Source organism: Pectobacterium polonicum, from assembly GCF_005497185.1.
GTDB classification, from domain to species: Bacteria; Pseudomonadota; Gammaproteobacteria; order Enterobacterales; family Enterobacteriaceae; genus Pectobacterium; species Pectobacterium polonicum.
This window is the reverse complement of sequence record NZ_RJTN01000002.1, coordinates 106,813-132,915: the sequence shown is the minus strand read 5'-3', so window position 1 is coordinate 132,915 and position 26,103 is coordinate 106,813. Positions and strand designations below refer to the sequence as shown.

Sequence of the window (26,103 nt, the reverse complement as noted above, 5' to 3'; positions counted from 1 at the left end):
CACGGAGTAAATAATGAAAAAAGCATTGCTATTAGTTGATTTACAAAATGATTTCTTCCCTGGCGGTGCACTGACGGTTAACGAAAGCGATCAGGTACTTGAGGTTGCTAATCGTGCCATTGATGCCTGTGTAGCCGCAGGCGTTACGGTGATTGCCAGCCAGGACTGGCACCCAAATAACCACGGCTGCTTTGCCGTGAGTGAACAGGCGGTAGTCGGTGAAATCGGTGAATTAAACGGATGGCCGCAAATCTGGTGGCCCATCCATTGTGTTCAGGGGACGACGGGTGCCGATTTTCATCCAGCGCTCCAACTGTCCGCTATTCAGTGGATAGTACAAAAAGGCACACAGCCTGACATCGATAGCTACAGCACTTTTTTCGATAACGGTCATCGGGTTAAAACTGAATTAGATGATTGGCTACGCGCTCACCATATTACCCATTTAACCATTCTGGGTCTGGCGACCGACTATTGCGTCAAATTTAGCGTATGGGATGCCATCGCCTTGGGATATCACACAGAAGTCCTGGTGGATGGCTGTCGTGGTGTCAATCTTTCGCCCGACGATAGCACATTCGCATTGCAGGAAATGGTACAGCGTGGGGCAACGCTTATCGATATGACACAGTTTCTTGCAACGCTGTCTGCCGATCGCTGAAACCACCAGCAGGGAGAATAGCGGCGGCCACCGAGGCTGCCGCTGATATTTTAAGCATCAGGCTTCAGCGTAACGATCGCCTCAGCACCGTTAAACTGGCGCTTCAGCTCTTGTTTGCTCTTCATCACAATTTCACCATTGGTGCCAATGGTCATGTGCTCAGCCTGCTCATTATGGCGAGCCTGCCACATCATCACCATTTGCAGGCAGTTTTCTTTCTGTTCAGCGGTCAACGCAACACCGTCTGGCCATTTGCCCAGCTCTACCGCCGTGACTAACCGCTGATAAATTTCTGGCGTCATGGCGTCGATCAGATCATTGAGTTCCATATCCGGTTTCTGCTCCGAGAAAGGTCAGATTTATTATTACTGGATTCCTGTGCTGGCAGCGTTTTATAACAGCTGAATCGTTTAAAGCCAGACATCATTACCAGTCACTGTCACACCTATCGCAAACAGATTACCCGTCAACGCGTTCGCCATCAACGTCATCGATAAAGCTCAACGAAGCAGAATTCACGCAGTAGCGTTCGCCAGTGGTTTTTGGACCATCAGGGAAAACGTGCCCCAGATGTGCATCACACTGCCCGCAGCGGATCTCAATACGGCGCATGTTGTGTGAATCATCTTCCAGATAGCGAATCGCTTCTGAGGACACGGGCTGATCGAAGCTCGGCCAGCCACAACCAGAATCATATTTACTGTCAGAATAAAACAGCGGAGCCTGGCAGCACAGACAGTGATAAGCGCCTGTGCGCTTGTTATGCAGCAATTTACCTGAAAACGCAGGCTCAGTACCGCGTTGCTGGGTGACATAGCGCTGCATCTCTGTCAGTTCAGTATTGTCGGACGAAGTGTGCGAAGCAGAGTCGTTAGTCATGGAAGTCTCACTGCGGTGTTATTTATTCAATTAATCATTGATTATAACAAAAAATTAACAACCTAACAGGTCGTTCTGGCTTAATATTAGCAATGTTATTAGCATGAATATTTAATTGTGACACACATCACATATTGAAATGACACGGGCTTTATATGATGCATTCCGCCCCCATATCAGTCTTAGATGTTACTTAGTTACAGGCTCGAGCGGTTTTCGCACAAAGTTTGGTCATAGGTTTGACTTACAGCAACTATTGACACGATTCCGCTTGACGCTCAGCAAGGTTTTTGTAATTTTACAACCAACCTTTTATTCACAAACCAATAGCTGGTGGAATATATGACTATCAAAGTAGGTATCAACGGTTTTGGCCGTATCGGCCGTATTGTTTTCCGCGCTGCACAAGAGCGTTCTGACATCGAGATCGTTGCAATCAACGACCTGTTAGATGCTGATTACATGGCGTATATGCTGAAGTACGACTCAACTCATGGTCGTTTCAACGGCACCGTTGAAGTTAAAGATGGCCACCTGGTTGTTAACGGCAAAACCATTCGTGTTACCGCAGAGCGTGATCCTGCAAACCTGAAGTGGAATGAAGTCAACGTTGATGTTGTTGCTGAAGCAACTGGCCTGTTCCTGACTGACGAAACTGCACGTAAGCACATCGCTGCTGGCGCTAAGAAAGTCGTTCTGACTGGTCCATCTAAAGATGACACCCCAATGTTCGTTATGGGCGTAAACCACAAAACTTACGCAGGTCAGGAAATCGTTTCTAACGCTTCTTGTACCACTAACTGCCTGGCGCCGTTGGCAAAAGTTATCAACGACAACTTCGGTATCGTTGAAGCACTGATGACCACCGTTCACGCAACCACTGCAACGCAGAAAACCGTTGATGGCCCGTCTCACAAAGACTGGCGCGGCGGCCGTGGCGCAGCACAGAACATCATCCCATCTTCTACCGGTGCAGCTAAAGCAGTAGGTAAAGTGATTCCTGAGCTGAACGGCAAACTGACTGGTATGGCGTTCCGCGTTCCTACCCCGAACGTGTCTGTTGTTGACCTGACTGCACGTCTGGAAAAACCAGCGTCTTACAAAGAAATCTGCGCAGCTATCAAAGCCGCTTCTGAAGGCGAGCTGAAAGGCGTTCTGGGTTACACCGAAGACGAAGTGGTTTCTACCGATTTCAACGGTGAAAAACTGACTTCCGTGTTTGATGCTAAAGCCGGTATCGCACTGAGCGACAACTTTGTGAAACTGGTTTCCTGGTACGACAACGAAACAGGTTACTCAAACAAGGTTCTGGATCTGATTGCTCACATTTCTAAATAAGTGTCAGCGATGATTCGGTGAAAAAAGGGCGACGTGATGTCGCCCTTTTTTATTGTTTATTGCAGATTTCTTTTACAACGAAAAACAATCAAAAAAGGTTCTATCATGCATAACACAATTTTCTCGCTCCCCGTCACTAAGCAAATTAGCACCACCCTTAGCCAACGTCAGTTGGATCAATTACCCGTCATCGTCGTCGATCATCCTGAAGTTCGTGCAGCCGTAGCATTACAAGGGGCTCACCTGCTCAGTTGGCAACCGACGAATGAAGAACCCGTACTTTGGCTGAGCGACAATACGCCTTTTACTCAGCACGTTGCCATTCGCGGCGGCGTCCCGATCTGTTTCCCGTGGTTTGGCCCTTTCGCCGAACCTAATCATGGCTTTGCTCGTTTGCTGCCCTGGGAGTTTACCGCTCACAGCGAAGATGAGCACGGCGTGCAACTCACATTCACGCTGCGGGACAATGAAGAAACGCGTAAAAGCTGGCCACACGAGTTCACACTCATCGCCCGTTTCAAGCTGGGCAAAGAGTGCGGTATTGAGCTGGAAGCGCATGGCGATTACAGCATCACCAGCGCGCTGCACACCTATTTCAACATCGGCGACATCAGCGATATTCGCATTGCCGGTCTGGGTGAATCATTCATCGATAAAGTGGATCAGGGAAAGCTGGCAACGCAGCAAGGCGATTTAGTCTTTACTGACCGTACAGACCGTATCTATACCCAACCGCAGGACACCAGCGTGGTACATGATGCAGTACTGAAACGCGCTATTGAAGTACACCACACACACCATAGCGATGTGGTGTCATGGAACCCTGGCGCAGAACTGTCTCGTACGATTAGTGACATGACCGATGAAGGATATAAAACGTTCGTTTGCGTAGAAACCGCGCGAATTAATCAGCCGTTTGTCGCGTCCACCAACGCTCCGGCTCGTCTGACGACGGTTATCCGCATCAAGAAATAACTACGGCTATAACGTAGCTATATGGGTGTATGGCGAAACCGCCATACACTTCTTCTGCAAATGCTTTATCTTCCGCTATACCACATCCAGATGCTGTTTGCGCGTTGGCGGTGGAAACGCCTGAGCTAACTGCGCGATATCTTCCGCAGATAACTGCACGTCCAGCGCTTTCGCATTTTCCTGCACATGCTTTACAGAACTGGCTTTTGGAATTGCGATCACGCCCGGCTGGCGAATCACCCACGCCAGTAAAAGTTGAGCAGACGTGATGTTATGTTCACGCGCAATGCGGTTTACCACCGGATGCGAGAATAATCCCTCACGCAAGCGCCCCGCCTGCGCCAGCGGGCAATATGCCATCACGGGCAGCTGCTGTTGCTGACACCACGGTAACAAATCAAACTCAATACCGCGCGAGGCCAGATGGTAAAGCACTTGATTGGTCATGCAATGCGGTCCGCCATTTAACAACCACAGCTCCTGCATATCCTCAAGGTCGAGATTGGACACGCCCCACTGACCGATTTTGCCCGCCTGCTGTAGTCGTTCCATTGCGGCAATCGTATCAACTAACGGGATGCCGCCACGCCAGTGCAGCAGATACAAATCAAGACGCTCGGTTTTCAGTCGCTTCAGGCTGCGTTCACACGCCTGTATCGCCTTTTCGCCTCCCGCATTGTGCGGGTAGACTTTCGAGACCAGATAAACGCTGTCACGGCGGCCGCGTATTGCTTCGCCGACTACGTCCTCCGCCCTGCCTTCCGCATACATTTCGGCGGTATCAATCAACGTTAACCCAAGGTCGATGCCCGCTTGCAGCGCCGTCACTTCCTGCGTTTTCATGCGGGCATCTTCGCCCATGTACCACGTTCCCTGACCGATCGCCGGTACGCGGGTGTTATCTGGAAAACGAATCGCTTTTGTCACGAGTCCTCCTTGTTATACCGTCAACGTAACCAGTTTGCCGTCAAACCTAACATGGCATTCGGTGCACCATAAATGTGCAAATGGGGTGATATCACCCCATTACTGTACGGCAGATGCACGATGCTTACGAAAAGCGTTAGAAGCGATAGCTAACGCCTGCGCTCATTAAGATGCTGTGGTTACTATCAACAATCGGGCTGTCTTTCATTTCGTCAGACAAACGCGTGTAACGGCCCACGGCCCAGGCGCTCCAGCTTTGGTTAATCTGATAGCCCGCGCTCAGTTCAAGATACGGAGCCCAGCCATCACCCGGGCTGTACTGGTTAAATCCAGAACGCGAAGATTCTTGCGCACTCACGCCGTAGTAATATTGGTTCATGTTTTCACTGAACCAGGTCGCACCGATACCGGGAGTGATGCTCAGATCGCCCATTGAGAAACGGTAAAGATAGGCGGTGTCCCACGCGAAGCCGTTGCTGTAATCCAGCGTATCCCCGGCCAGCACGGTACGGATTTCACCCCAGTCGGCGGTATGACGATAAGCGGCACCCGCCATCAGCGTACCGCGACGTTTGTCCAACTGCTTCATACGCAGATCGTCGCTATCTCCCGGCTTAAACCCTAAAGGCAGGTAGTACGCCGTTAAAGAGAAACGATTTGCGCCGTCATTCCACAGGTAGTATCCACCACCCAGCCCGCGGAAATAAAAACTTTCACTTTCATAATTCAGTACAGGAAGCGGATAAACATCATTATCAACACCACGATACACAGACGTTGAACCCGCAGCGCCAAGGCCCAGAGAGACATCTGCGGCATAGGCTGAAGGCAGGAGCACGGCACCAGAAACCAGTGCGGCCAGCATACATAGTTGAGGTTTTTTCACAGTTTTCTATTTCCTATTACAGATAGATATCATGAAACATGATAGGCCAATTACACACGTTCGCATTCAGGTTATATAAAAATAACATTAACGAATAACCTAACTATTCGATAGGTTTTACGTGCGCTAACGTCGGTAATAGGCAGTGTCCTTAAGGCTGAGCGCCCATTCTCTATAATGTTACACAGATTTTCCTGAAAGTGAGTCCTTGAAATATCTTAAAAATACGTCCGTGGACTAGAGGAAATTTTACGGATGCAAACTACGCTTTAATACAGAAGGTGACGTCTTCCTGACCAGTGGGAATGAATAAAATCACGACGCCCTGACGCTACAAGTTGGCATAAGGGTTGCTGGACTCAGGAGATTTCTTCTTTCGGAGGGCAATATATTAATAGGCATATATTCCACACGCTCTCTTAATCTGTGCTAATCGACGAAGGACGGGCATCGCTATGAACATATTTGATCACTACCGCCAGCGCTACGACGCTGCCAAGGACGAAGAGTTCACTCTGCAGGAATTCCTTACTATCTGTCAGCAGGATCGCAATGCTTATGCGAACGCGGCTGAACGATTGTTAACGGCTATCGGTGAGCCTGTAATGGTGGATACCGCCCAAGAATCACGAATGTCACGCTTATTTTCGAACCGGGTGATTGCCCGCTACCCTGCTTTTGAAGAATTTTACGGTATGGAAGAGGCTATCGAACAGATTGTCTCTTACCTGAAGCACGCTGCGCAGGGATTGGAGGAAAAAAAACAGATTCTGTATCTGTTGGGGCCAGTCGGTGGCGGGAAATCTTCGCTGGCTGAACGCTTGAAAGCACTAATGCAGCGTGTGCCCATTTACATCCTCAGCGCCAACGGTGAACGCAGCCCGGTAAATGACCACCCTCTCTGCCTGTTCAATCCGCAGGAAGATGCCGCAATACTCGAGAAAGAGTATACGATTCCGCGACGCTACCTTGGCACCATCATGTCGCCGTGGGCTGCCAAACGCTTGCAGGAGTTTGGTGGCGACATTTCCAAATTCAGAGTCGTCAAAGTGTGGCCATCCATTCTAGCGCAAATCGGGATCGCGAAAACCGAACCGGGCGATGAGAACAATCAGGATATTTCAGCGCTGGTCGGTAAAGTCGATATCCGCAAGCTGGAACATTTTGCCCAGAACGATCCCGATGCCTATGGTTACTCCGGTGCATTGTGCCGCGCGAACCAAGGCATTATGGAGTTCGTGGAGATGTTCAAGGCTCCCATCAAAGTGCTCCACCCGCTGCTGACTGCAACACAGGAAGGCAACTATAACGGGACGGAAGGCATTGCTGCCCTGCCGTTTAACGGGATTATTCTGGCGCACTCCAACGAGTCCGAGTGGGTGCAATTCCGTAACAACAAGAACAATGAAGCGTTTCTTGACCGCGTGTATATCGTGAAGGTGCCATACTGCCTGCGCGTATCCGAAGAGGTCAAAATCTACGACAAACTGCTGGATCACAGCGAGCTGACACATGCGCCTTGCGCCCCCGGCACGCTGGAAACGTTGGCTCGCTTCTCCATTCTGTCGCGTCTGAAAGATCCGGAAAACTCCAGCATTTACTCTAAGATGCGGGTTTACGACGGGGAAAGCCTGAAAGATACCGATCCAAAAGCGAAATCCTATCAGGAGTACCGCGACTATGCGGGCGTGGATGAAGGGATGAACGGTCTGTCGACCCGCTTTGCGTTCAAGATTCTGTCGCGCGTCTTTAACTTCGATCACAGCGAAGTCGCCGCCAACCCGGTACACCTGTTCTACGTACTGGAACAGCAGATCGAGCGTGAGCAATTCCCACAGGAGTTGGCAGAGAAGTATCTGGAACACCTGAAAGGCTATCTGACGCCGAAGTACGCCGAATTTATCGGTAAAGAGATCCAGACAGCCTATCTCGAATCCTATTCCGAATACGGCCAGAATATTTTTGACCGTTATGTTACCTATGCGGACTTCTGGATTCAGGATCAGGAGTACCGTGATCCAGATACTGGCCAGTTGTTTGACCGTGAGTCGTTGAACGCCGAGCTGGAAAAGATCGAGAAACCTGCGGGTATCAGTAACCCTAAAGACTTCCGTAACGAGATCGTCAACTTTGTCCTGCGCGCCCGTGCCAGCAATAGCGGCAGGAATCCAAACTGGACCAGCTACGAGAAACTGCGCACGGTTATCGAGAAGAAGATGTTCTCCAACACGGAAGAGCTGTTGCCTGTGATTTCGTTTAATACCAAAACCTCAACGGATGAACAGAAAAAGCATGATGACTTCGTCGATCGCATGATGGAGAAAGGCTATACCCGGAAACAGGTACGTTTGCTGTGCGAATGGTATCTGCGGGTGAGGAAATCATCATAATGACGCACGATGCTGGCAACAGCGTTTGGGGGAAACATGGCCTATTTTATTGACCGACGACTGAACGGCAAAAACAAAAGCACGGTGAACCGCCAACGCTTTCTGCGCCGCTATAAGTCGCAAATAAAACAGTCGATTTCCGAGGCCATTAATAAGCGTTCGGTGACCGACATCGAAAGCGGGGAGTCGGTGTCGATCCCCAATGCAGACATCAACGAACCGATGTTCCATCAGGGTCGTGGAGGACGCCGCCACCGCGTCCACCCCGGCAACGATCACTTCGTACAGAATGACAAAATCGAGCGGCCACAAGGAGGTGGCAGCGGTGGTTCCGGTCAGGGGGATGCCAGTAAAGACGGCGAAGGCGAGGATGGGTTTGTCTTTCAGATCTCCAAAGATGAATATCTGGATCTGCTGTTTGAAGATCTGGCGCTGCCGAATCTGAAGAAGACCCAGCATCGGCAAATGACCGAATACAAAACGCATCGCGCCGGCTACACCGCTAACGGCGTTCCTGCCAATATCAGTGTCGTGCGTTCACTACAAAACTCGCTGGCACGCCGTATGGCGATGACAGCGGGTAAACGTCGCACGTTGCATGAGTTGGAAGAGTCGTTAGAGCAATTGGCGCACACCGAACCAGCACAATTGCTGGAGGAGGAACGATTACGGCAGGACATCGCCGAGCTGCGCCAGAAAATCGCACGCGTACCTTTTATCGATACGTTTGACCTGCGCTACAAGAATTACGAGCGTCGAGCCGAGCCATCGAGCCAGGCCGTAATGTTCTGTTTGATGGACGTGTCTGGTTCTATGGATCAGTCGACGAAAGACATGGCGAAACGCTTTTATATTTTGCTGTATCTGTTCCTCAGCAGAAATTACAAAAACGTTGACGTTGTCTATATTCGCCACCACACCCAGGCGAAAGAGGTCGATGAACAGGAGTTCTTCTACTCACAGGAAACCGGCGGCACCATTGTCTCCAGTGCGCTAAAGCTGATGGAGGACGTCGTGCGCGAGCGCTACGATCCGTCACAGTGGAATATCTACGCCGCACAGGCGTCGGACGGCGATAACTGGGCGGATGATTCACCGCTGTGTCACCAGATTCTGGCGAATCAGCTTCTGCCGATGGTGCGTTACTACAGCTATATTGAAATCACCCGACGTTCACACCAGACGCTCTGGCGAGAATATGAAACGCTGCGCGATACGTTCGACAATTTCGCCATGCAACATATCCGCGATCAGGATGATATTTACCCTGTCTTCCGTGAACTCTTCCGTAAACAAACCGTAGGGCATTAGCTACCTCTCAATCGGCCAGTTATCTGTTAACAGTTAGCTGGCTGATTTTATCTCTGTGGGCATTTTTCTATAAACATGCATTTAAAATACATGTATTATAAATAGCATTATACCTGCACAGAGAATCGCTCATGAATATTGATAAATTCAAACACCAGCATACTGAAATACTCGCAAGCATTGACACCCTGCGTCGGCTATCGCGAGAAGGCGTAACGGAGAACGCCACTGACATCGCCCGCGCCATTGTCGCCATGAGCTCGACGATCAAACTACATCTTTCTGCGGAAGATCGCGTGCTTTACCCTTCTCTGCAACGCAGCGGTGATGAACAGTTAACGAAAATGAGCCAGCATTATCAGGATGAAATGCAAACCATTGCCGCAGATTACGATGCCTTTTCCCGCCGCTGGAATACAGCTTCACAGTTAGTGGGTCATGATAGGGATTTCCGGGCTGACGCGAATCACGTCTTGCGTAAAGTCTATGAGCGTATGCAGCGGGAGAATCACGATTTTTACCCCCGCATTGAAACAGCCTAGGCACATTAAGTACGCCTGACTAAAGGGTGGAGAATGTCTGACATAGGACACTCCCCCTGTTAATGACCGCCTGCGACCGAACACATAAGCTCATTTTCCGCCACAACTTTGTGACACCGTCACGAATATAACGCTTCCTTTCCGCTAGCGTGCGCATTACCCTGTCAGACCCATAAAACATAGATTTCTGTTTTGTTATGCAACGATTTGTTCTGATTTTACTGACTCTGGTTCTACTCGGCCCTCTGGGCATCGACATTTACTTACCGCTTATTCCCGCCATCGCCGTGGCGCTGAACAGCCCAGAATCGCTGATCCAATCCACCGTCGCCCTCTTTATTTTGGTTATGGGATTAGGACAGCTTTTGGCTGGACCACTGGTTGATAAGTATGGTCGACGTCCAATGGCGCTGGCAGGTGTCGTCATCTACATCATTGGGGCGATCATGGCGGCACTGGCCACCGACGCCACGCTATTCATTCTCTCACGCCTTTTCCAGGGCATGGCCGTCTGCTGTACCGCCGTTGCCATTTTCAGCAGCGTGCGTGACAAACTAAACGGCGATGATGCCGCCAGAACCTATGGTTTTCTTAACGGAACGCTGAATATTGTACCCGCGCTGGCACCGCTATTCGGTGGGCTTTTAGCCGAGGCCTTCGGCTGGCGTGCCCCTTTCTGGTTCCTCGCAGGCTACAGCATTCTGGTACTGGCCATCGTGATCCGCTTCCTGCCCGAAACACGGCCGGATTCAACCTTGCCCGTACACGGCTTGCCGCTGCGCCAATATGCACGCCTGTTATCCGATCGCCACTTTCTGGGCTTCGCGTCAGTCAATGCGGGCGCAATGGGGATGGCATTAACCTATGTCACCTTTTCACCTGTGGTGTTAATGAATCAGGCACAGCTCACACCGCTTGAGTTTTCCATTGCCTTCGGTGCGAACGGCTTTTGGATCATGCTGGTCAGCTTCTTCGCGAATCGTATTATCCGCAAAGTCGGTAGACCACGTTGTCTGGCTATCGGTAGCCTGCTGATGGGGGCGGGTTTTCTTTCGCTGCTCGGCGGTGTCGCGCTCTTGCCTGAGGCGATGCAAGACACCTGGCCAACCTACATGCTGCCCGTCGCGCTGGCCTGTGCCGGTCTGGCATTTTTGATCGGGCCATCCACCAGCTATGCGCTGGAGCCTTATTCTAACGAGGCGGGAATTGCCTCGGCGATGGTAGGATTTGTGCAGATGGCAGGCGGTGCAGCGCTGGGGCTGATTGCGATGGCGCTCCCTCTGCCGTCAAAAATATCACTGGCGCTGGTGATGCTCTGTGCCGCCCTGTTGGCGATACGCGCCCGCCTGCTCACGCGGCACCACAAGGGCAGCATTACGTCGCTGCCCCGCACGTAGTTTAAAACTAATTAGTTCAAAACTAACGAACATACCTTTCCACGGATAAATCATCGGCTTCAATCTCCGGTGATTTATCCGACAGAATATCTGCCAATAATTTCCCTGACCCGCAGGCCATCGTCCAGCCTAACGTGCCGTGTCCGGTATTCAGATACAGATTTTTCAGCGGTGAACGCCCCACCAGCGGCGTACCGTCCGGCGTCATCGGGCGCAGCCCTGTCCAGAATGTCGCTTGTTCGATCGGACCACAATGGGGATAGAGATCGCGCACCACCATTTCCAGCGTCTCGCGCCGTTTAAGGTTCAGATCGGTGTTAAAACCCACCACTTCCGCCATGCCACCAACGCGAATACGATGGTCAAAACGTGTGATAGCAACTTTGTACGTTTCATCCAGCACGGTAGAAACCGGTGCGGCGGCATCATCCGCCAGCGGAATTGTCAGTGAATAGCCTTTCAACGGATAAACCGGAATATCGAACCACTGGCGCAGTAGCCCTGTTGAATAGGAACCGCAGGCCATCACATAGGCATCTGCCACAATCATGCCATCGTCGCACTGCACGCCCGTGACATGATGCCCTTCAACTCGCAGTTGACGAACGTGACGCCCCAGCTTGAAGGTGACACCGGCCTCGGTAGCCATCGCCGCCAGTTGACGAGTAAACAGCTGGCAGTCTCCCGTTTCATCATGCGGTAACCGCAGCCCTCCGGTGAGTTTATCCGCCACGCTCGCCAGCGCAGGTTCAACCGAGGCTAGCGCCTGTCGGGTCAACAGTTGGTAAGGCACGCCAGCCTCTTCCAGCACGGCAATATCCCGTGTCGCATTGTCATATTGCTGTTCAGTGCGGAACAGTTGCAGCGTTCCCCCCTGTCGACCTTCGTACTGGATACCGGTATCTCGCCGCAGTTGTTGCAGGCAGTCACGGCTGTATTCCGCCAGGCGCACCATCCGGGCTTTATTGGTTTTATAGTGGCGCGCATCACAGTTGAGTAACATTTGCCACATCCAGCAAAGCTGTGTCGCCGTGAAATCCGGCCGGATAGCCAGCGGTGCATGACGCTGGAACATCCATTTTATCGCTTTCAGCGGTATTCCAGGTGCAGCCCACGGTGCCGCATAGCCGGGTGAGATCTGCCCTGCATTCGCTGCACTGGTTTCAAGCGCGGGCTCCGGTTGCCTGTCGATAACGGTGACATCATGCCCTGCCTGCGCAAGATACCAGGCGGTACTTACGCCAACTACACCACTTCCCAGAATCACAACCCGCATGCGACTACTCTCCCTTTGCACCGTTAAAGACCATTTAATCTGCTAATGAATCACTCATTTACTGGAATAAAACACTAGTTAAAAGGTGAAACTGAAGACTACTCTAGCATTTGGGAAGCAATTGTCACCTGCCTCAGTGATAACATTTATCTATTGTTATCTTTTCGTCTCGTCGATTCTTCACTGAAATCGTAACGAAATAACTGTGAAACCATTCACAAAATACGCTTTCGTTTTTTCGCAAAAAAGAGAAGGAACAATAAAAAAGATAAAAATGTTAAATCCCAATTTAATTAACACGTTAGTCAGGTTGCTTATTTTTAAATCATGACTAGCATCACACAAATAAAGGCAACAATATCGCTGTCAAGACATACCCTCGCGTAATTAAATACAAAATTGCGACATCCATCAAAAAAACGCCTTATCAGTTTAATAACATTGTGTTCACACGATGGTTATTCATATTTTTCGAGGGCGATGATGAAAATTGGATTAGTCATTAGCGGCGGCGACGTTAGCGGAATAAATAACTTCATCTATCAGGTGAATCGAATGACTGCCGCTGACATCGTCATTTTCGATGGTGGAATTAATGGCCTTATCGATAATTGCTGTAAAACTCTCACTCGTCGAGATCTGGTGGATTACTCCATTTCATCAATGCCGCTGATTGCATCAGGGAGAAAAAATGGAAAATGTAGAAAAACAGACTATGAGCACATCGTTAAAAACATCCAAAAACAAAAACTCGATGTGCTCATTATGGCTGGAGGTGATGGTTCATTTCAATTTCTAAAAAGGTTAAGCCACTATGGCATTCATTGTTACGGTGTAGGAATGACCATCGACAATGATATTTCAGGAAACAGCTATACGATTGGTTTTTCTACTGCCTGCGAGCAGGTAATGAGTGAAGTGGAGAAATTACGCAATACCGGCCGGGGATTACAGGGACGAGTCTTTATGATTGAATTACTCGGCGGTTATTGCGGTGAGTTAACATTACAGGCGGCATTAAAAAGCAACGCCGATATCGCACTCATTCCAGAATCACCGTGGAACATTGACACCTTATCGCAACGTATTCGGGAGAAAATCGCCGAACAAAATAGCGTAATTATTTTATGTTCTGAGGGATACACTCAGGAATATACGCCTGGCTTTCAGGGGGCGATAGACACGATTATCAAGAAAATTGAGCATAAGGTTGGCATCCGCATCCGAAAAACCATTTTAGGATACGGTTTACGAAATGGCGCGCCCACCGGGGAAGAAATTATTCAGGGCACACTGTTAGCAGAGGAAATGGTCAGATGCATTAACGCCGGCCTGACCAATAAAATTATCATTATTAATAATAACAATAAAGCCATCCCTATTGACCTGGAGGATTCCGAACGACGCTTAGTTGATGTCGACAGTCATTTTTATAAGCTCGCGAAAGCGCATCACCTTATATGAGGCCATGATTATGTTGAAAGTACTTTGCGTTTGCGGTTGTGGATTAGGTTCTAGTTTCGCTATCGAAATGAGCGCGAAATCCGTACTGAAAAAATTGGGAATTGATGCAGAAATCAATCACACCACCATTTCAGAAGCCTCAGCCTTCAATTATGACATCATTCTAACCCAGAAAATATTTGCTGACATCCTGAATAGCGATGCCAGTGAAGATGAGAAAAAAAGAGTCATCATTCTTAATAAGCTTACCGACAAAGATGAAATAGAAGAAAAAATTTTAGCCTACATCCAGGCGCATAAATAGTATGAGGTGAAAAATGAACACCGTTATTAATTTCATTGTGAAAGATTTATTAGGCCAGGCATCGATATTAATCGCGCTGATCGCCATGATCGGGTTGATTTTACAGAAGAAGTCGGTAGGGAAAATTGCAGAAGGTACATTCAAGACACTGCTGGGTTTCCTCATCATGATGGCGGGGATTAACATTATCGTCGATGCCCTGACGTACTTAAACAGCATCTTTACCCACGGTTTCGGTATGAAAGGCTACATCACCGACGTCGCCGCCATCGCGGGCTTGGCAAACCGCGAACTTGGGTCCGAAGTCGCATTGACGCTGATGGTGATCTTTGCCGTCAATATCCTGATTGCGCGAATTACCCCCTTTAAATATATCTTCCTGACGGGACAGGCTCTGCTGTGGATGGCTACAATCGGTACTGTGATCGGCTATAAATCGGGTTTGACCGGCGCGACGCTGATCCTCACCGGAGGAATCTTTGGCGGCATTATGGCGGTGTTGATGCCTGCGTTGGCGCAGCCGATTGTCCGTAAAATCACAAATTCCGATGATGTTGCGCTAGGACATTTTTGTACCATCGGATATCTGGTGCAGGCGGCCGTCGCTCGGGTCGTCGGTAAAAATTCCAAATCCACCGAAGATTTAACGCTGCCCGATAACTTCAAATTCTTGCAGGATACTTACCTCTCGATGGCCGTCGTCATGGTGCCGATGTATCTCATCCCTGCCGTGGCTGCGGGACCGACATACATCGCGCAATATGCCAATGGCGTCAACTATCTGATGTATTCCTTCATGCAATCCATGCAGTTTGTCGCGGGCGTTTTCGTTCTCTACAGCGGTGTACGTCTGCTGCTTAATGAGCTGGTTCCCGCCTTTCGAGGGATCGCCATGCGTCTGGTGCCTAACGCTAAACCCGCATTGGATTGCCCTGTGCTCTTCCCTTATGCGCCGAACGCCGTGATTGTCGGGTTTCTCGCTACCACCGTCGGTTCCATTCTGGGAATGCTGATCTTCCCGATGTTTGGATTGGCGATGATTTTGCCGGGCTTATTGACCAACTTCTTTGCGGGCGGAACAGCGGGTATTTTCGGTAACGCGATGGGAGGACGGCGTGGCGCAATTATCGGCGGTGTCGTTCATGGTCTTTTCATTACCTTATTGCCCGCTATTCTGGTGCCGTTACTGGAAGTCTTCGGCTTTACCGGCGTGACCTTCAGTGATTCTGATGTCATTGGTACAGGACTAATATTAGGACACGCCTTCCAGCAAGATTGGTTATTTGTCGCCGCATTTATCGCGTTCGTGGCATTCATTGCTTTTATTGCGAACCGTAAACTATCGCAATAGTGTACTGGCCTGTCGTCATTATGAAAATAGCTTAAGGAGTCACTATGTTTTCTCTACTTAAACGTTTTTTATCGCCGGCCTCCTCTTCCTGCCGCCGTGATAATACAGAGGACAACCGCGTCGGGGAAATTGAGGAAGAATTAGCGGAACTTGAATCTCGTTTAGCACAAGACCCGACCCATAGTGAAACGCAAAAAATGCTAATAATTAAATACAACCAGGCCATTCAATTATTTTCTTCCCATCCTAACTATCGGGATCGCGTTGATACTATTTTCATTCAGATAGATGAACTCAGGAATATCATTCGGAAAAATATATGAGGCTTTATGAGCATAAAAAATTTCCTTTTGCAGCACAATTGTATTCAGCTCGGCGTGACATGTAAGACCTGGGAAGACGCTATTTATTGTGCCGCACAGCCATTAATCAGTGCGGGATGTATTACGAAGGCGTATCCCATCGCGGTGATAGAAAACACGAAGGAATACGGTCCTTATTATGTATTTGATGAAGGTATCGCTATTCCTCATGCGCGCCCTGAGTGCGGCGTTCGGGAGAATTGTTTTAGTTTACTGACGTTACAGACACCGCTCTCTATTCACGGAAGTGAACCGGTGGATATTTTAATTATGTTTGGCGGGGTTAACAGTGATGCACATATTACGGAAGGTATCGCCTCCATCGTCAACCTATTAGAACAGGACGACATACTCTCTCGTATCCGATGTGCCACCACAGCAGATGATATTGTCGGGGTATTATGAAAACACTTATTTTAGTCAATGGCATCCCCGCATCAGGGAAAAGCACGGTAGCACGTATTATTGCTGACGAATTGCATCTCCCACGGTTAAGCCTGGATGAAATAAAAGAGCCATTCATGATGCAGTTCTGCGATGTCATTGATAGAACGTTAAATAGAAAGCTGGGCTATGCCGCGTATCAGGCGATGTTTAATATCGTTAGACAGGCTCCAGAGAATAGTATTTTCATACTTGATGCCTGGTTCGGGTTCCGTGAAAAATCGATATTACAGGACTATCTGACGTCGTGTGGTGTCAAGCATCCGCTTGAAATATGGAATGCTATTTCACCTGACCGAGTTGTGGAACGGTATCAAAATAGAATGAATCAAAGAATAAAGGGTCACCCCGGTGATGAGTATCTCCCAGAGTTAATTTCACTCGCGCATCAAGCTCAACCAATGTGTATTGGAACGTGTTACACGGTTGATCAGGATAAGGAAATTAATCATCAGGAATTAATTCAATGGATCAAAACACACCTGGATTAATCGCTTATTTACATTAATTTTTATGAGGGTAATTATTATGAACACCATGACAACCGCTGAGCACCGGGGCTATCAGTTAATTTGTGACGAGACGGGCGCCATGATGGTTATTGCCTGCGATCAACGTGGCGGTATGCGAACACTATTAGCGCCAACGTCAGAAACACAGGCTGCCATTTCCAATGAAACATTAGGCAAAACAAAATATGATATCACCCGCTATTTGGCGGCTGAGGCGGGCTGTGTGCTGGTTGACCCGATCTGCGCCATACCGGGTCTGATAGACGAAAATATTTTGCCTCGCGATACCGGCCTGCTCATCGGGCTTGATGCTTCTGGCTGGGAAACGAGCCCGGAAGGCTACCGGATCTCCACTATGGTTGACGGCGTAACGGCCCGTAAAGTGCGCGAATGGGGTGCCACCGGAGGAAAAATCATGATCTACCTTCGCCCGGATATCCCCGACGCCAATACCCGCAACCTTGAAACACTTCGAACCGTGATTCAGGACTTTGCACAGGAAGATTTACTGCTCGTCGTCGAGTTCCTCACCTACTCTCTGGAAAATGAATCTCGCGAAGCCTATACCCATCTTCTGCCCGAACTCATTCCGGCGGGCTGTCAGGCCTGCATCGAGCAAGGCGCAAAAGTCTTGAAGATTCCTTATCCTGGATCGGATGAAGCCTGCGCGCGCGTGACCACTCTCTGCGGTGAAATACCCTGGGCCGTTCTGTCTGCGGGCGTCGATCACGCCACTTTTCTGCCTCAGGTAGAGAGCGCGTTGAAAAATGGCGCTGCCGGCGTAATTGCCGGACGTTCTCTGTGGAAGGATTGCATCTCCCTCGATCGCAACGTTTCTAAAGAGAAGTTGTCCACGGTCGCCGTGTCCCGCCTCAACGATATTCAACGGCTGTTAAAACGGTATCAACACCGCTAGTCCAAATGGTATTTCGCGCTCTCTTCGGGGAGCGCACTTCCCTATCCGCATTTCCCTATCCGCATTTCCCTATCCGCATTTCCCTATCCGCATTTCCCTATCAATAGACAGCGTAATACCGATTTATCTTTTATCACCTGAGCGACCTTTTTCCATCAAACACGCTCAATTCGTCAATTGCCGCGTTTCCAAAGCTCAGCTATAACTAAATGAACCACGATGATTTTTTGACAGGAGCCAGCGGGAAGGCAGTAAACGAGATCTCACGTACAGGCTTGTTATGTTAGGGGGCGCGCTGATGGCTATATCGACGGATAATCAGGTAAAAAAAACACTTCGCCTGAGTGATGGACCGGACTGGACGTTTGAGTTATTACAGGTTTACCTTGATGAAATTGATCGGGTAGCCAAGCTGTATCGTCTGGCAACCTATCCTCATCAGATTGAGGTAATCACCTCAGAACAAATGATGGATGCCTATTCCAGCATAGGTATGCCGATCAACTATGCCCACTGGTCGTTCGGGAAAAAATTTATCGAAACCGAACAGCGGTACAAGCACGGGCAACAGGGGCTGGCATACGAAATCGTCATTAACTCCGATCCCTGTATCGCTTACCTGATGGAAGAAAATACGCTGCCGATGCAGGCGCTTGTCATGGCACACGCCTGCTACGGACACAATTCGTTCTTCAAAGGCAACTATCTGTTCCGCAGTTGGACCGACGCCAGCTCTATCGTCGATTATTTGCTGTTTGCCCGGCAGTATATTGCACAATGTGAAGAACGTTATGGCGTGGATGAGGTCGAGCACCTGTTAGACTCTTGCCATGCGCTCATGAATTACGGCGTTGACCGCTATAAGCGTCCGCAGAAAATCTCGCTCGAAGAGGAAAAATCTCGCCAGAAAAGCCGCGAAGCCTATCTGCAAAGTCAGGTCAACGACCTCTGGAAAACCTTACCGCGCCGCGAACAGGGTACGGCACCAGAACAAGCAAGGCGCTTTCCGCAAGAACCGCAGGAAAACCTGCTCTACTTTATGGAGAAAAACGCCCCGCTGCTCGAGCCCTGGCAACGAGAAGTATTGCGCATCGTGCGGAAAGTCAGCCAGTATTTCTATCCACAGAAGCAGACTCAGGTGATGAATGAAGGTTGGGCCACCTTCTGGCATTACACCATCCTGAACCATCTTTATGATGAGGGTCGGGTCTCTGAGCGTTTCATGCTGGAATTCCTGCACAGCCATACCAACGTGATTTATCAACCGCCGTATAACAGCCCGTATTACAGCGGCATCAACCCCTATGCGCTGGGCTTCGCAATGTTTCAGGACATTAAGCGTATTTGTCAGTCACCGACAGAGGAAGATCGCTACTGGTTCCCTGATATCGCGGGTAAAGACTGGCTTGATACGCTGCATTTCGCGATGCAGAATTTCAAGGATGAAAGCTTCATCAGCCAGTTCTTATCACCTAAATTGATGCGCGATTTCCGGCTATTTACCGTGCTGGACGACGATCGCAATAACTATCTGGAAATTGCCGCGATTCACGACGAAGAAGGCTATCGTTTGATCCGACAAGAGCTGTCCGCACAGTACAACCTGAGCCATCTGGAGCCAAATATTCAGGTCTGGAACGTGGATTTACGCGGTAATCGAGCGCTGACACTGCGCTATGTTCCGCATAACCGCGCGCCGCTAGATAAAAGCAGCCAGGAAGTGTTGAAGCACGTCCATCGCCTGTGGGGGTTTGACGTTTACCTGGAACAGGCTAACTCGGATGGCAGCATTGAGCTAATTGAGCGCTGCCCGCCGCGTAACGGGGCGGCATCCGCATAGCAGAACACAGTGACACAGGTAAAAGGCTTCGCCGATAAAAGACAAAGGGGATTCAGGCAGTATCTGAATCCCCTTTTCACATTTTCATTATGACGCGCGTGACGTCTTAGCGGCGCACTTCCGCGATATCCCGCGGGATGGCACTCTGCATACTGTGCCAAATCGCTCCACTTTCTTTACCGTAATGTCTGACGACATCCATCACCTGATCGTACAGCTCTTCGCTGCGCAACGTTTCCAACCGACCGTAAAAATTCACCGCCAGCTTACGGGCTTCAGGGTTGGAGAAATAATATCGCCCTACGCGAATATATAACCCTTTCAGACCGTTCAGGATCAGGCCATAAATCGGGTTGCCAGAGGCAAAAGCCAAACCACGGAACACGTTGTAGTCAAGTAGCGCAAAAGCTTCTGCGCTGTCATCAACCGCGTTTGACTGAGTCAACACATCGCGCACCTTTTCAGGATTATGTCGTAACGCCGTCCGAATAAAAATTGCGGCGATATTAGTGCGCACAGCCAGCAGGTTATCGATCAGTTGCGGGACGCTATCGTGATCGAGCCGAGCCAACGTTTCCAGAATGTTAAGCCCAGAGGTTTCCCAAAAATTGTTAATCTTTGTTGGTTTCCCGTGCTGTATCGTCAGCCAACCATCGCGGGCTAAGCGCTGAAGCACCTCACGCAGGGTAGTACGGGTCACGCCGATCAGTTCGGAAAGCTCTCTTTCCGCGGGCAAAATAGAGCCTGGCGGAAAGCGGTTATTCCATATACTTTCGATAATGTATTCTTCCGCGAATCCAGCCGGACTTTGCGCCTTTATAACCATGTGTTTGATAATCCGTAGCGGTGATTGCCGAAAAAAGCCGAACTATAATACCAGACGAAAGAATCATGATATAGCGCCGCACTCAGACCCTGAACCATTTCCATGAAAAATTGTGACGGCAAATCGCCCCCTCACAGCGACGATGGTAGACTTATGACCTTTTGTAAAGTTTTTACGATATGATAAAAACCATCAAACTATTCTAACGAATAAGGATGTCCCTCCCATTATGCTCGCCATTCCCCTTCACCGCGCGCTGTTAAAAAATTTTCTGGGATACGCGCCAGACTGGTACAAACTGACTATCTTGGGTTTCTTGCTGATTAATCCGCTGCTGTTCTATTTTGTTAGCCCGTTCTGGGCGGGTTGGCTATTGGTGGTGGAATTTATTTTCACACTCGGTATGGCGCTGAAATGCTATCCGCTACAGCCAGGCGGCCTGCTGGCGCTAGAAGCCATCGTCATCGGTATGACCAGCCCACAGCAGGTGTGGCATGAAGTCACCGGGAATATTGAAGTGCTCATGCTGCTAGTGTTTATGGTGGCAGGCATCTACTTCATGAAACAACTGTTGCTGTTTGTGTTTACCAAATTGCTGCTACACATTCACTCCAAAACGCTACTCTCACTCGCCTTCTGTATGGCGGCGGCGTTTCTCTCCGCTTTTTTAGACGCATTGACCGTGATTGCTGTCGTTATCAGCGTCGCTATTGGATTTTATGGTATTTATCACCGCTTCGCGTCCCAACAGGGTGAAGACGAGGCCGACATCAGCGATGACAGCGCATTAAGCAGCGAGGAACATCATCGTACGCTAGACCAATTCCGTGCATTTCTACGGAGTTTGATGATGCACGCTGGCGTCGGTACAGCATTGGGTGGGGTGATGACGATGGTCGGCGAACCTCAAAACCTGATTATCGCGAAAAGCGCTGGCTGGGATTTCGTCAGCTTTTTCCTGCGTATGTCACCCGTAACCGTCCCCGTGTTTATTTGCGGCATCCTGACCTGCGTGCTGGTCGAACGTTTTAAACTGTTTGGCTATGGGGTAAGCCTGCCGGACAATGTACGCCGCGTACTTGAGGATTACGATCGGGACATGACAGAAAAGCGTACGCCGCAGGATAACGTGCGTTTACTCGTGCAGGCGGTAATTGGCGTCTGGCTCATCGTCGCGCTGGCGTTTCATCTGGCTGAAGTCGGGTTGATTGGTCTTTCCGTAATTATTATGGCCACAACGTTCTGCGGCGTGACCGAAGAACACGCTATCGGTAAAGCGTTTCAGGATGCCATGCCGTTTACCGCGCTGTTGACGGTCTTCTTTGCCATCGTCGCCGTCATTATCGATCAGCAGCTATTTTCACCGATTATCCATTACGTCTTGCAGTCTTCTGACAGCGCCCAGTTGACGCAGTTTTATCTGTTCAATGGCCTGCTATCATCGATATCGGATAATGTTTTTGTGGGTTCGGTTTACATCAACGAAGCGCGTAATGCGTTTGAGAGCGGCAAAATCTCCTTACCTCAATTTGAACTGCTCGCCGTAGCGATCAATACCGGCACCAACCTGCCTTCGGTTGCTACACCGAATGGGCAAGCAGCGTTTCTGTTCTTGCTGACGTCCTCTCTGGCACCGCTTATCCGCCTCTCTTACGGACGTATGGTGATCATGGCACTACCTTACACCATAGTGATGACGTTGGTCGGGTTGCTTTGCGTCGAATTCGCGCTGGTGCCGTTCACTGACTTTTTGCTGAATAATCACTGGATTTCTTTGCCAAATTTGACCCTATCGGGCAGTCACTCATAATCACGATCGTGTATAGTAATCGCGGCAGCGACAATTTCGGCCTTGATGATATTATCAACACCATTTTCGCCGCCGCAGAATGACAGAAAAGCATCAAATAAACATATCGTTACGTTTTGCACAGTGAAATGATGGCAGTGAAGCCAGAACGGTTTACACTGCTGCTTTAATCATGTTTAGCATGGAATATTTTTATGTTGCGATTTCTTAATCGTTGCTCACGCGGACGTGGTGCGTGGCTGCTGCTGGCGTTTACCGCTTTAGCGTTGGAATTGACTGCGCTCTATTTTCAGCACGTTATGCTATTAAAGCCGTGCGTGCTGTGTATCTATCAGCGCTGTGCACTATGGGGCGTGTTCGCGGCAGGTATTGTCGGTGCCATCGCACCATCAACACCGTTGCGTTACCCTGCCATCGCGCTCTGGATATACAGCTCGTACGAAGGGGTTCGATTGGCATGGAAGCATACGGATATCTTGTTGAATCCGTCGCCGTTTAACACCTGTGATTTCTTTGTCAGCTTCCCATCATGGCTGCCGTTGGACAAATGGCTTCCCGCCATTTTCAATGCGACAGGGGATTGCTCAGAGCGTCAGTGGTCGTTCCTTTCAATGGAAATGCCGCAATGGCTGCTCGGCATTTTTGCTGCTTATCTATTGATTGCCGTGCTGGTATTGATCGCTCAGCCCTTCCGTCCCAAGCGCCGCGACCTCTTCAGCCGCTGATCATATACCCTAAATAATTCGAGTTTCAGGACAAAACGTTAGCGTTTTGAACAACACAAAGTGTTGGCCCTTTAGGGCGAGGCGTATTTATGCGCCTCGTAACGCGGCAAGTGAAGAAATCCCGATGAGCTTACTCAGGTAAGTGATTCGGGTGACTGACAACTCTGCCAGAGGCAGGTTTGAACGCTGCTTGCAGCGGCCTCAACGGGGCGAGGTACACGCAAGTGAGCCGAGTATCGTAGCCAACGCACATGCAACTTGAAGTATGACGGGTATAGACCGAAAAGCCCGACACTATTGTCGGGCTTCTGGTAACCGTCTCTACGCTTCACAGACTCGCGCCAACCGTCACTGCTGGGGCCTGTAGATATCGCGATAATGGCCTAATCGCTCGTTGAAGAAAGGCCTTTTTTCTTGCGGGATTCTTCGTGATATTTCATCTGCGTCGATCTTTTTTTCCTGACTTTCCATGAAAGCAATCGTGGAGGCAGCAAAGTCAGTGTACTGCTCGCTGTATTCAAGGATGATTTTTTCAAAGTTAATCACATGCTCTCCCCCTCTGCTGGTTTAACTGCTCTAAAATTATACAACACGTCACGATTTATGCCGGAAACGACAGCATGATTCGCACAAGGAAAAAGAAAAATGTGAAGTGGTGGGCAAAAAAATGGATGTTTCAGTTTCAGTAGTGAAGTGCGGCGTTTTCTTCCTCAATGGTATTTAAACCACCACCCCCTTTTTGAGCATTTTTTCTTCATTACAATCCCATTCATGCCTATAGTGCGTACCGCAGGTCAACAACGACTTCTCACCCTATGAGGTATTTCTATCGCAATTAATTTATTCAGGAGAAACAATTATGTTAGGCAATATCAATATTTTTATCGCCGTATTGGGCGGCATCCTTTTCCTTAGCTTTCTGGCGGCGTACCTGAGCCCCAAATGGGATGACTAATGAGCACTGACTCTCCCCCCGATAAAAAGCCCCTCTTCTGAGAGATTCAGATTGAGGGGCTTCTTGTTTTAGGCATGCAATAACCCGCGCCGAGCAAACGTTATCGCGCCCACTCCGGTTTGTTCAGGATATGATCCTGCCAGTCCACCACTTCGCTTTCGCGCACGGCGATATGGCGCACCGAGATACGTTCGCGGTGCATGGCGGTCTTGGTACCACAGACCAGCGGATGCCACTGCGGTAAATCCTCACGCTCATGAACCAAACGATAAGCACAGGTTGCCGGTAGCCAGTTAAACGTCAGTAGATTTTCCCGCGTCAGCTTGATGCAGTCCGGTTCGTACTCAAAGCGTTTTTCATAATTACGGCACTGGCAGCTTTTAATATTCAGTTGATTACAGGCGACGTTGGTAAAGTAGATCTCCTCCGTATCCTCATCAATCAGTTTATGCAAACAGCACTGACCGCAGCCATCGCACAGCGACTCCCATTCATCGTCAGACATCTCAGACAACGTTTTTTGCTGCCAAAAAGGGCGTTCAGTCATGTTTCTTCCTGTTGTAAATCTATAGCGTTGTAAATAAAGATGCGTGATTCTGGCAGGCACTGCGGGGAAGTGTTGCTGCCCGTCGTTCGACACGGGCAGCCAGAGCGTTAAATAATACGTGTGCTCAGCGTCCGGTCATTGACCGTAATCGTCAGCATATCGCCAGACAGGATCGGACCAACCCCTTTTGGCGTACCCGTCAAAATAATATCGCCCGCGCGCAGCGTAAAGAAACGGCTCATATAGGCAATCAGCGGCAGAATCGGCGTAATCATATCACGCGTGTTGCCCTGCTGGCGCACTTCATCATTCACTTTTACACCCAGTTCAGTTTGCTGCGGATCGCCAAACTCAGCGACCGGAATAAAACCGGAGATCGGGCAAGAGCCGTCAAATGCTTTAGCTTTTTCCCACGGCTGGCCCACTTTTTTGAATTCAGACTGCAAATCGCGCAGCGTCAAATCCAGCGCTACACCATAACCCGCGATTGCACGAGCGACGCGTTCTTCATTCGCCTGCTTTAATGGCGTACCAATCAGCACCGCCAGCTCGACTTCATGGTGTACCGATCCCAGATTTTTGGGAATGGCAACGGGCTGGCGTAAATCACACAATGCGGTTTCAGGCTTGATGAATAGAACTGGCTCGCTCGGGGTTGCACTTCCCATTTCTTTGATATGTTCTGAGTAGTTGCTTCCGACGCAAACGACTTTATTTACTGGGAAATCAAGCAGCGCGCCCTGCCAGTCTCTGTGTTGATACATGGGTATTCTCCTGCCCTGTCTGTTGGATTATCGCTGCCTTCATGGCGTACAACTCGCCCGAAAGGAAAACAGCTATATAAGAACACGATGGTGCAAAACCATCGTTATATCATCGCAACAGGGGTTCTCCCAACAGATTTCAGGAGCGCAAGGTTACCGAGAAGAAGGCGTCATAGCCCATCCAGAATAGAGACAATTAAATTATGACGGGCGAAAAATCGAAAAAAGATGAATATTTATCGTGCGGAATATCATGTAAACCGTCGAGATATTCCACACTCAATTATGTGTTCGGCTTTATCTGAAAGTATGCATTAGTATTATTTTTTTACATTTACACAGGCGTGGTTAATAAGCTTTCAACGGGCGGCGGAACCTGTAGATAAAAACCCTGTTCCTGTAGCGCAAGTTTTACTTTTTCTATATCGGCATTCGCCAATTTTTTACGTCCATCCAGCGGTAAAACCATGGCCAACTGCGGCGCACCAAAACTTTTCATTAATTCTTCAGGCACGCGTGAAAAATCGTCTTTTTTTTCAACATAAAGATAGGTCTGATCGCGTTTAGCACTTCGATAGATCACACAAAACATTTTTTTTACTCTATTTGATGGGAATGCCATCTTGCCTGTATATAATTGTAACTATAACATGCTTACAGCGCTCTGGAATATCATGCCTTAAATGTTACTCTAGGGATTA

Annotated in this window: 28 protein-coding genes; 18 read left to right on the top strand and 10 right to left on the bottom strand. The window is 49.3% G+C overall.

Translation table 11 applies throughout. The features are described from left to right. Positions 1–13: 13 nt before the first annotated feature. Complete coding sequence (gene pncA, locus EDI29_RS02950) at positions 14–661, top strand: bifunctional nicotinamidase/pyrazinamidase (protein ID WP_137739653.1); 648 nt, start codon at positions 14–16, stop codon at positions 659–661. A gap of 50 nt (positions 662–711) precedes the next feature. Here the strand turns inward: pncA and EDI29_RS02945 are convergent, their stop codons facing one another. Both EDI29_RS02945 and msrB read right to left on the bottom strand, forming a co-directional pair. Further along, the gene (locus EDI29_RS02945) at positions 712–990 is read right to left on the bottom strand and encodes a YeaC family protein (RefSeq protein ID WP_137739652.1); all 279 of its coding nucleotides are present in this window, start codon (positions 988–990) and stop codon (positions 712–714) included. A gap of 130 nt (positions 991–1,120) precedes the next feature. Beyond that, positions 1,121–1,540, bottom strand: a complete 420-nt coding sequence (gene msrB / locus EDI29_RS02940) for a peptide-methionine (R)-S-oxide reductase MsrB (RefSeq protein WP_107171105.1) — start codon at positions 1,538–1,540, stop codon at positions 1,121–1,123. 342 nt (positions 1,541–1,882) lie between these two features. Between msrB and gapA the strand changes: the two genes are divergently transcribed. Together gapA and EDI29_RS02930 are read left to right on the top strand one after the other, a co-directional pair. After that, a complete protein-coding gene (gapA, locus tag EDI29_RS02935) occupies positions 1,883–2,878 on the top strand; it encodes a glyceraldehyde-3-phosphate dehydrogenase (protein WP_167494469.1) in 996 nt (331 codons plus the stop codon). 105 nt (positions 2,879–2,983) lie between these two features. Continuing rightward, positions 2,984–3,853: a D-hexose-6-phosphate mutarotase gene (locus tag EDI29_RS02930; RefSeq protein WP_137739650.1), complete on the top strand. Its 870-nt coding sequence runs from the start codon at positions 2,984–2,986 to the stop codon at positions 3,851–3,853. A gap of 75 nt (positions 3,854–3,928) precedes the next feature. Here EDI29_RS02930 and EDI29_RS02925 read toward each other — a convergent pair whose 3' ends face one another. Both EDI29_RS02925 and EDI29_RS02920 read right to left on the bottom strand, forming a co-directional pair. Next, a complete protein-coding gene (locus EDI29_RS02925) occupies positions 3,929–4,780 on the bottom strand; it encodes an aldo/keto reductase (protein WP_137739649.1) in 852 nt (283 codons plus the stop codon). 136 nt (positions 4,781–4,916) lie between these two features. Further along, positions 4,917–5,666, bottom strand: a complete 750-nt coding sequence (locus EDI29_RS02920; protein WP_137739648.1) for a MipA/OmpV family protein — start codon at positions 5,664–5,666, stop codon at positions 4,917–4,919. A gap of 455 nt (positions 5,667–6,121) precedes the next feature. Between EDI29_RS02920 and yeaG the strand changes: the two genes are divergently transcribed. The 4 genes from yeaG to EDI29_RS02900 all read left to right on the top strand — a co-directional run bounded on the left by yeaG (position 6,122) and on the right by EDI29_RS02900 (position 11,306). Beyond that, a complete protein-coding gene (yeaG, locus tag EDI29_RS02915) occupies positions 6,122–8,056 on the top strand; it encodes a protein kinase YeaG (protein ID WP_137739647.1) in 1,935 nt (644 codons plus the stop codon). A gap of 36 nt (positions 8,057–8,092) precedes the next feature. Further along, the gene (locus EDI29_RS02910) at positions 8,093–9,367 is read left to right on the top strand and encodes a YeaH/YhbH family protein (protein ID WP_137739646.1); all 1,275 of its coding nucleotides are present in this window, start codon (positions 8,093–8,095) and stop codon (positions 9,365–9,367) included. 131 nt (positions 9,368–9,498) lie between these two features. After that, positions 9,499–9,909 carry a hemerythrin domain-containing protein gene (locus EDI29_RS02905; protein ID WP_005968772.1) on the top strand — a complete coding sequence of 137 codons (411 nt, stop codon included), beginning with the start codon at positions 9,499–9,501 and terminating at the stop codon, positions 9,907–9,909. Between the two features lie 197 nt (positions 9,910–10,106). Beyond that, entirely contained in the window at positions 10,107–11,306 is a 1,200-nt protein-coding gene (locus tag EDI29_RS02900) for a multidrug effflux MFS transporter (RefSeq protein ID WP_137739645.1), read from the top strand. Positions 11,307–11,328: 22 nt separating this feature from the next. Here the strand turns inward: EDI29_RS02900 and EDI29_RS02895 are convergent, their stop codons facing one another. Then, entirely contained in the window at positions 11,329–12,603 is a 1,275-nt protein-coding gene (locus EDI29_RS02895) for a D-amino acid dehydrogenase (protein WP_323639061.1), read from the bottom strand. A 462-nt stretch (positions 12,604–13,065) separates the two neighbouring features. Here EDI29_RS02895 and EDI29_RS02890 point away from each other — a divergent pair, with 462 nt between their 5' ends. The 8 genes from EDI29_RS02890 (at position 13,066) to EDI29_RS02855 (ending at position 19,775) form a co-directional block, all read left to right on the top strand. Further along, on the top strand, positions 13,066–14,046 hold the full coding sequence (locus EDI29_RS02890) for a 6-phosphofructokinase (protein WP_137739928.1): 981 nt from the start codon (positions 13,066–13,068) through the stop codon (positions 14,044–14,046). Between the two features lie 10 nt (positions 14,047–14,056). Next, on the top strand, positions 14,057–14,350 hold the full coding sequence (locus EDI29_RS02885; protein ID WP_137739643.1) for a PTS sugar transporter subunit IIB: 294 nt from the start codon (positions 14,057–14,059) through the stop codon (positions 14,348–14,350). A 13-nt stretch (positions 14,351–14,363) separates the two neighbouring features. After that, the gene (locus EDI29_RS02880; RefSeq protein WP_137739642.1) at positions 14,364–15,701 is read left to right on the top strand and encodes a PTS sugar transporter subunit IIC; all 1,338 of its coding nucleotides are present in this window, start codon (positions 14,364–14,366) and stop codon (positions 15,699–15,701) included. Positions 15,702–15,745: 44 nt separating this feature from the next. After that, positions 15,746–16,024, top strand: a complete 279-nt coding sequence (locus tag EDI29_RS02875; RefSeq protein WP_137739641.1) for a hypothetical protein — start codon at positions 15,746–15,748, stop codon at positions 16,022–16,024. Positions 16,025–16,030: 6 nt separating this feature from the next. Next, entirely contained in the window at positions 16,031–16,468 is a 438-nt protein-coding gene (locus EDI29_RS02870; RefSeq protein WP_137739640.1) for a PTS sugar transporter subunit IIA, read from the top strand. Then, positions 16,465–16,998 carry a P-loop nucleotide/nucleoside kinase family protein gene (locus EDI29_RS02865; RefSeq protein WP_137739639.1) on the top strand — a complete coding sequence of 178 codons (534 nt, stop codon included), beginning with the start codon at positions 16,465–16,467 and terminating at the stop codon, positions 16,996–16,998. The genes EDI29_RS02870 and EDI29_RS02865 overlap by 4 nt, the downstream gene beginning before the upstream one ends. A 37-nt stretch (positions 16,999–17,035) precedes the next feature. Continuing rightward, complete coding sequence (locus tag EDI29_RS02860) at positions 17,036–17,935, top strand: tagatose-bisphosphate aldolase (RefSeq protein WP_137739638.1); 900 nt, start codon at positions 17,036–17,038, stop codon at positions 17,933–17,935. A gap of 298 nt (positions 17,936–18,233) precedes the next feature. Further along, on the top strand, positions 18,234–19,775 hold the full coding sequence (locus tag EDI29_RS02855) for a SpoVR family protein (RefSeq protein ID WP_137739637.1): 1,542 nt from the start codon (positions 18,234–18,236) through the stop codon (positions 19,773–19,775). Positions 19,776–19,881: 106 nt separating this feature from the next. Here EDI29_RS02855 and fadR read toward each other — a convergent pair whose 3' ends face one another. Further along, entirely contained in the window at positions 19,882–20,601 is a 720-nt protein-coding gene (fadR, locus tag EDI29_RS02850; RefSeq protein ID WP_107170562.1) for a fatty acid metabolism transcriptional regulator FadR, read from the bottom strand. 229 nt (positions 20,602–20,830) lie between these two features. On the opposite strand from fadR, the gene nhaB reads away from it, so the two are divergent. After that, entirely contained in the window at positions 20,831–22,411 is a 1,581-nt protein-coding gene (gene nhaB, locus EDI29_RS02845; RefSeq protein WP_137739636.1) for a sodium/proton antiporter NhaB, read from the top strand. Positions 22,412–22,605: 194 nt separating this feature from the next. Then, positions 22,606–23,136, top strand: a complete 531-nt coding sequence (gene dsbB, locus EDI29_RS02840) for a disulfide bond formation protein DsbB (RefSeq protein ID WP_137739635.1) — start codon at positions 22,606–22,608, stop codon at positions 23,134–23,136. 348 nt (positions 23,137–23,484) lie between these two features. On the opposite strand, the gene EDI29_RS02835 is transcribed toward dsbB, so the two are convergent. Next, positions 23,485–23,682 (bottom strand): DNA polymerase III subunit theta, encoded by a 198-nt coding sequence (locus tag EDI29_RS02835; protein ID WP_010275471.1) that lies wholly within the window; start codon positions 23,680–23,682, stop codon positions 23,485–23,487. A gap of 313 nt (positions 23,683–23,995) precedes the next feature. Here EDI29_RS02835 and mgtS point away from each other — a divergent pair, with 313 nt between their 5' ends. Further along, positions 23,996–24,091, top strand: coding sequence for a protein MgtS (mgtS, locus tag EDI29_RS02830; protein WP_005968788.1), 96 nt, complete (start codon positions 23,996–23,998; stop codon positions 24,089–24,091). A 100-nt stretch (positions 24,092–24,191) separates the two neighbouring features. Here mgtS and EDI29_RS02825 read toward each other — a convergent pair whose 3' ends face one another. From EDI29_RS02825 to EDI29_RS02815, 3 genes are all read right to left on the bottom strand, one after another. Further along, complete coding sequence (locus EDI29_RS02825; protein WP_014699866.1) at positions 24,192–24,638, bottom strand: YcgN family cysteine cluster protein; 447 nt, start codon at positions 24,636–24,638, stop codon at positions 24,192–24,194. Between the two features lie 107 nt (positions 24,639–24,745). Then, the gene (locus EDI29_RS02820; RefSeq protein ID WP_014699865.1) at positions 24,746–25,402 is read right to left on the bottom strand and encodes a fumarylacetoacetate hydrolase family protein; all 657 of its coding nucleotides are present in this window, start codon (positions 25,400–25,402) and stop codon (positions 24,746–24,748) included. A gap of 334 nt (positions 25,403–25,736) precedes the next feature. Then, complete coding sequence (locus tag EDI29_RS02815; protein ID WP_107170566.1) at positions 25,737–25,994, bottom strand: YcgL domain-containing protein; 258 nt, start codon at positions 25,992–25,994, stop codon at positions 25,737–25,739. Positions 25,995–26,103 lie beyond the last annotated feature (109 nt).

Coding starts and splice junctions, on each gene's coding strand:
- pncA (WP_137739653.1), top strand. CDS start 14: ATGAAAAAAGCATTGCTATTAGTTGATTTACAAAATGATTTCTTCCCT.
- EDI29_RS02945 (WP_137739652.1), bottom strand. CDS start 990: ATGGAACTCAATGATCTGATCGACGCCATGACGCCAGAAATTTATCAG.
- msrB (WP_107171105.1), bottom strand. CDS start 1,540: ATGACTAACGACTCTGCTTCGCACACTTCGTCCGACAATACTGAACTG.
- gapA (WP_167494469.1), top strand. CDS start 1,883: ATGACTATCAAAGTAGGTATCAACGGTTTTGGCCGTATCGGCCGTATT.
- EDI29_RS02930 (WP_137739650.1), top strand. CDS start 2,984: ATGCATAACACAATTTTCTCGCTCCCCGTCACTAAGCAAATTAGCACC.
- yeaG (WP_137739647.1), top strand. CDS start 6,122: ATGAACATATTTGATCACTACCGCCAGCGCTACGACGCTGCCAAGGAC.
- EDI29_RS02910 (WP_137739646.1), top strand. CDS start 8,093: ATGGCCTATTTTATTGACCGACGACTGAACGGCAAAAACAAAAGCACG.
- EDI29_RS02905 (WP_005968772.1), top strand. CDS start 9,499: ATGAATATTGATAAATTCAAACACCAGCATACTGAAATACTCGCAAGC.
- EDI29_RS02900 (WP_137739645.1), top strand. CDS start 10,107: ATGCAACGATTTGTTCTGATTTTACTGACTCTGGTTCTACTCGGCCCT.
- EDI29_RS02890 (WP_137739928.1), top strand. CDS start 13,066: ATGAAAATTGGATTAGTCATTAGCGGCGGCGACGTTAGCGGAATAAAT.
- EDI29_RS02885 (WP_137739643.1), top strand. CDS start 14,057: ATGTTGAAAGTACTTTGCGTTTGCGGTTGTGGATTAGGTTCTAGTTTC.
- EDI29_RS02880 (WP_137739642.1), top strand. CDS start 14,364: ATGAACACCGTTATTAATTTCATTGTGAAAGATTTATTAGGCCAGGCA.
- EDI29_RS02875 (WP_137739641.1), top strand. CDS start 15,746: ATGTTTTCTCTACTTAAACGTTTTTTATCGCCGGCCTCCTCTTCCTGC.
- EDI29_RS02870 (WP_137739640.1), top strand. CDS start 16,031: ATGAGCATAAAAAATTTCCTTTTGCAGCACAATTGTATTCAGCTCGGC.
- EDI29_RS02865 (WP_137739639.1), top strand. CDS start 16,465: ATGAAAACACTTATTTTAGTCAATGGCATCCCCGCATCAGGGAAAAGC.
- EDI29_RS02860 (WP_137739638.1), top strand. CDS start 17,036: ATGAACACCATGACAACCGCTGAGCACCGGGGCTATCAGTTAATTTGT.
- EDI29_RS02855 (WP_137739637.1), top strand. CDS start 18,234: ATGGCTATATCGACGGATAATCAGGTAAAAAAAACACTTCGCCTGAGT.
- fadR (WP_107170562.1), bottom strand. CDS start 20,601: ATGGTTATAAAGGCGCAAAGTCCGGCTGGATTCGCGGAAGAATACATT.
- nhaB (WP_137739636.1), top strand. CDS start 20,831: ATGCTCGCCATTCCCCTTCACCGCGCGCTGTTAAAAAATTTTCTGGGA.
- dsbB (WP_137739635.1), top strand. CDS start 22,606: ATGTTGCGATTTCTTAATCGTTGCTCACGCGGACGTGGTGCGTGGCTG.
- mgtS (WP_005968788.1), top strand. CDS start 23,996: ATGTTAGGCAATATCAATATTTTTATCGCCGTATTGGGCGGCATCCTT.
- EDI29_RS02825 (WP_014699866.1), bottom strand. CDS start 24,638: ATGACTGAACGCCCTTTTTGGCAGCAAAAAACGTTGTCTGAGATGTCT.
- EDI29_RS02820 (WP_014699865.1), bottom strand. CDS start 25,402: ATGTATCAACACAGAGACTGGCAGGGCGCGCTGCTTGATTTCCCAGTA.
- EDI29_RS02815 (WP_107170566.1), bottom strand. CDS start 25,994: ATGTTTTGTGTGATCTATCGAAGTGCTAAACGCGATCAGACCTATCTT.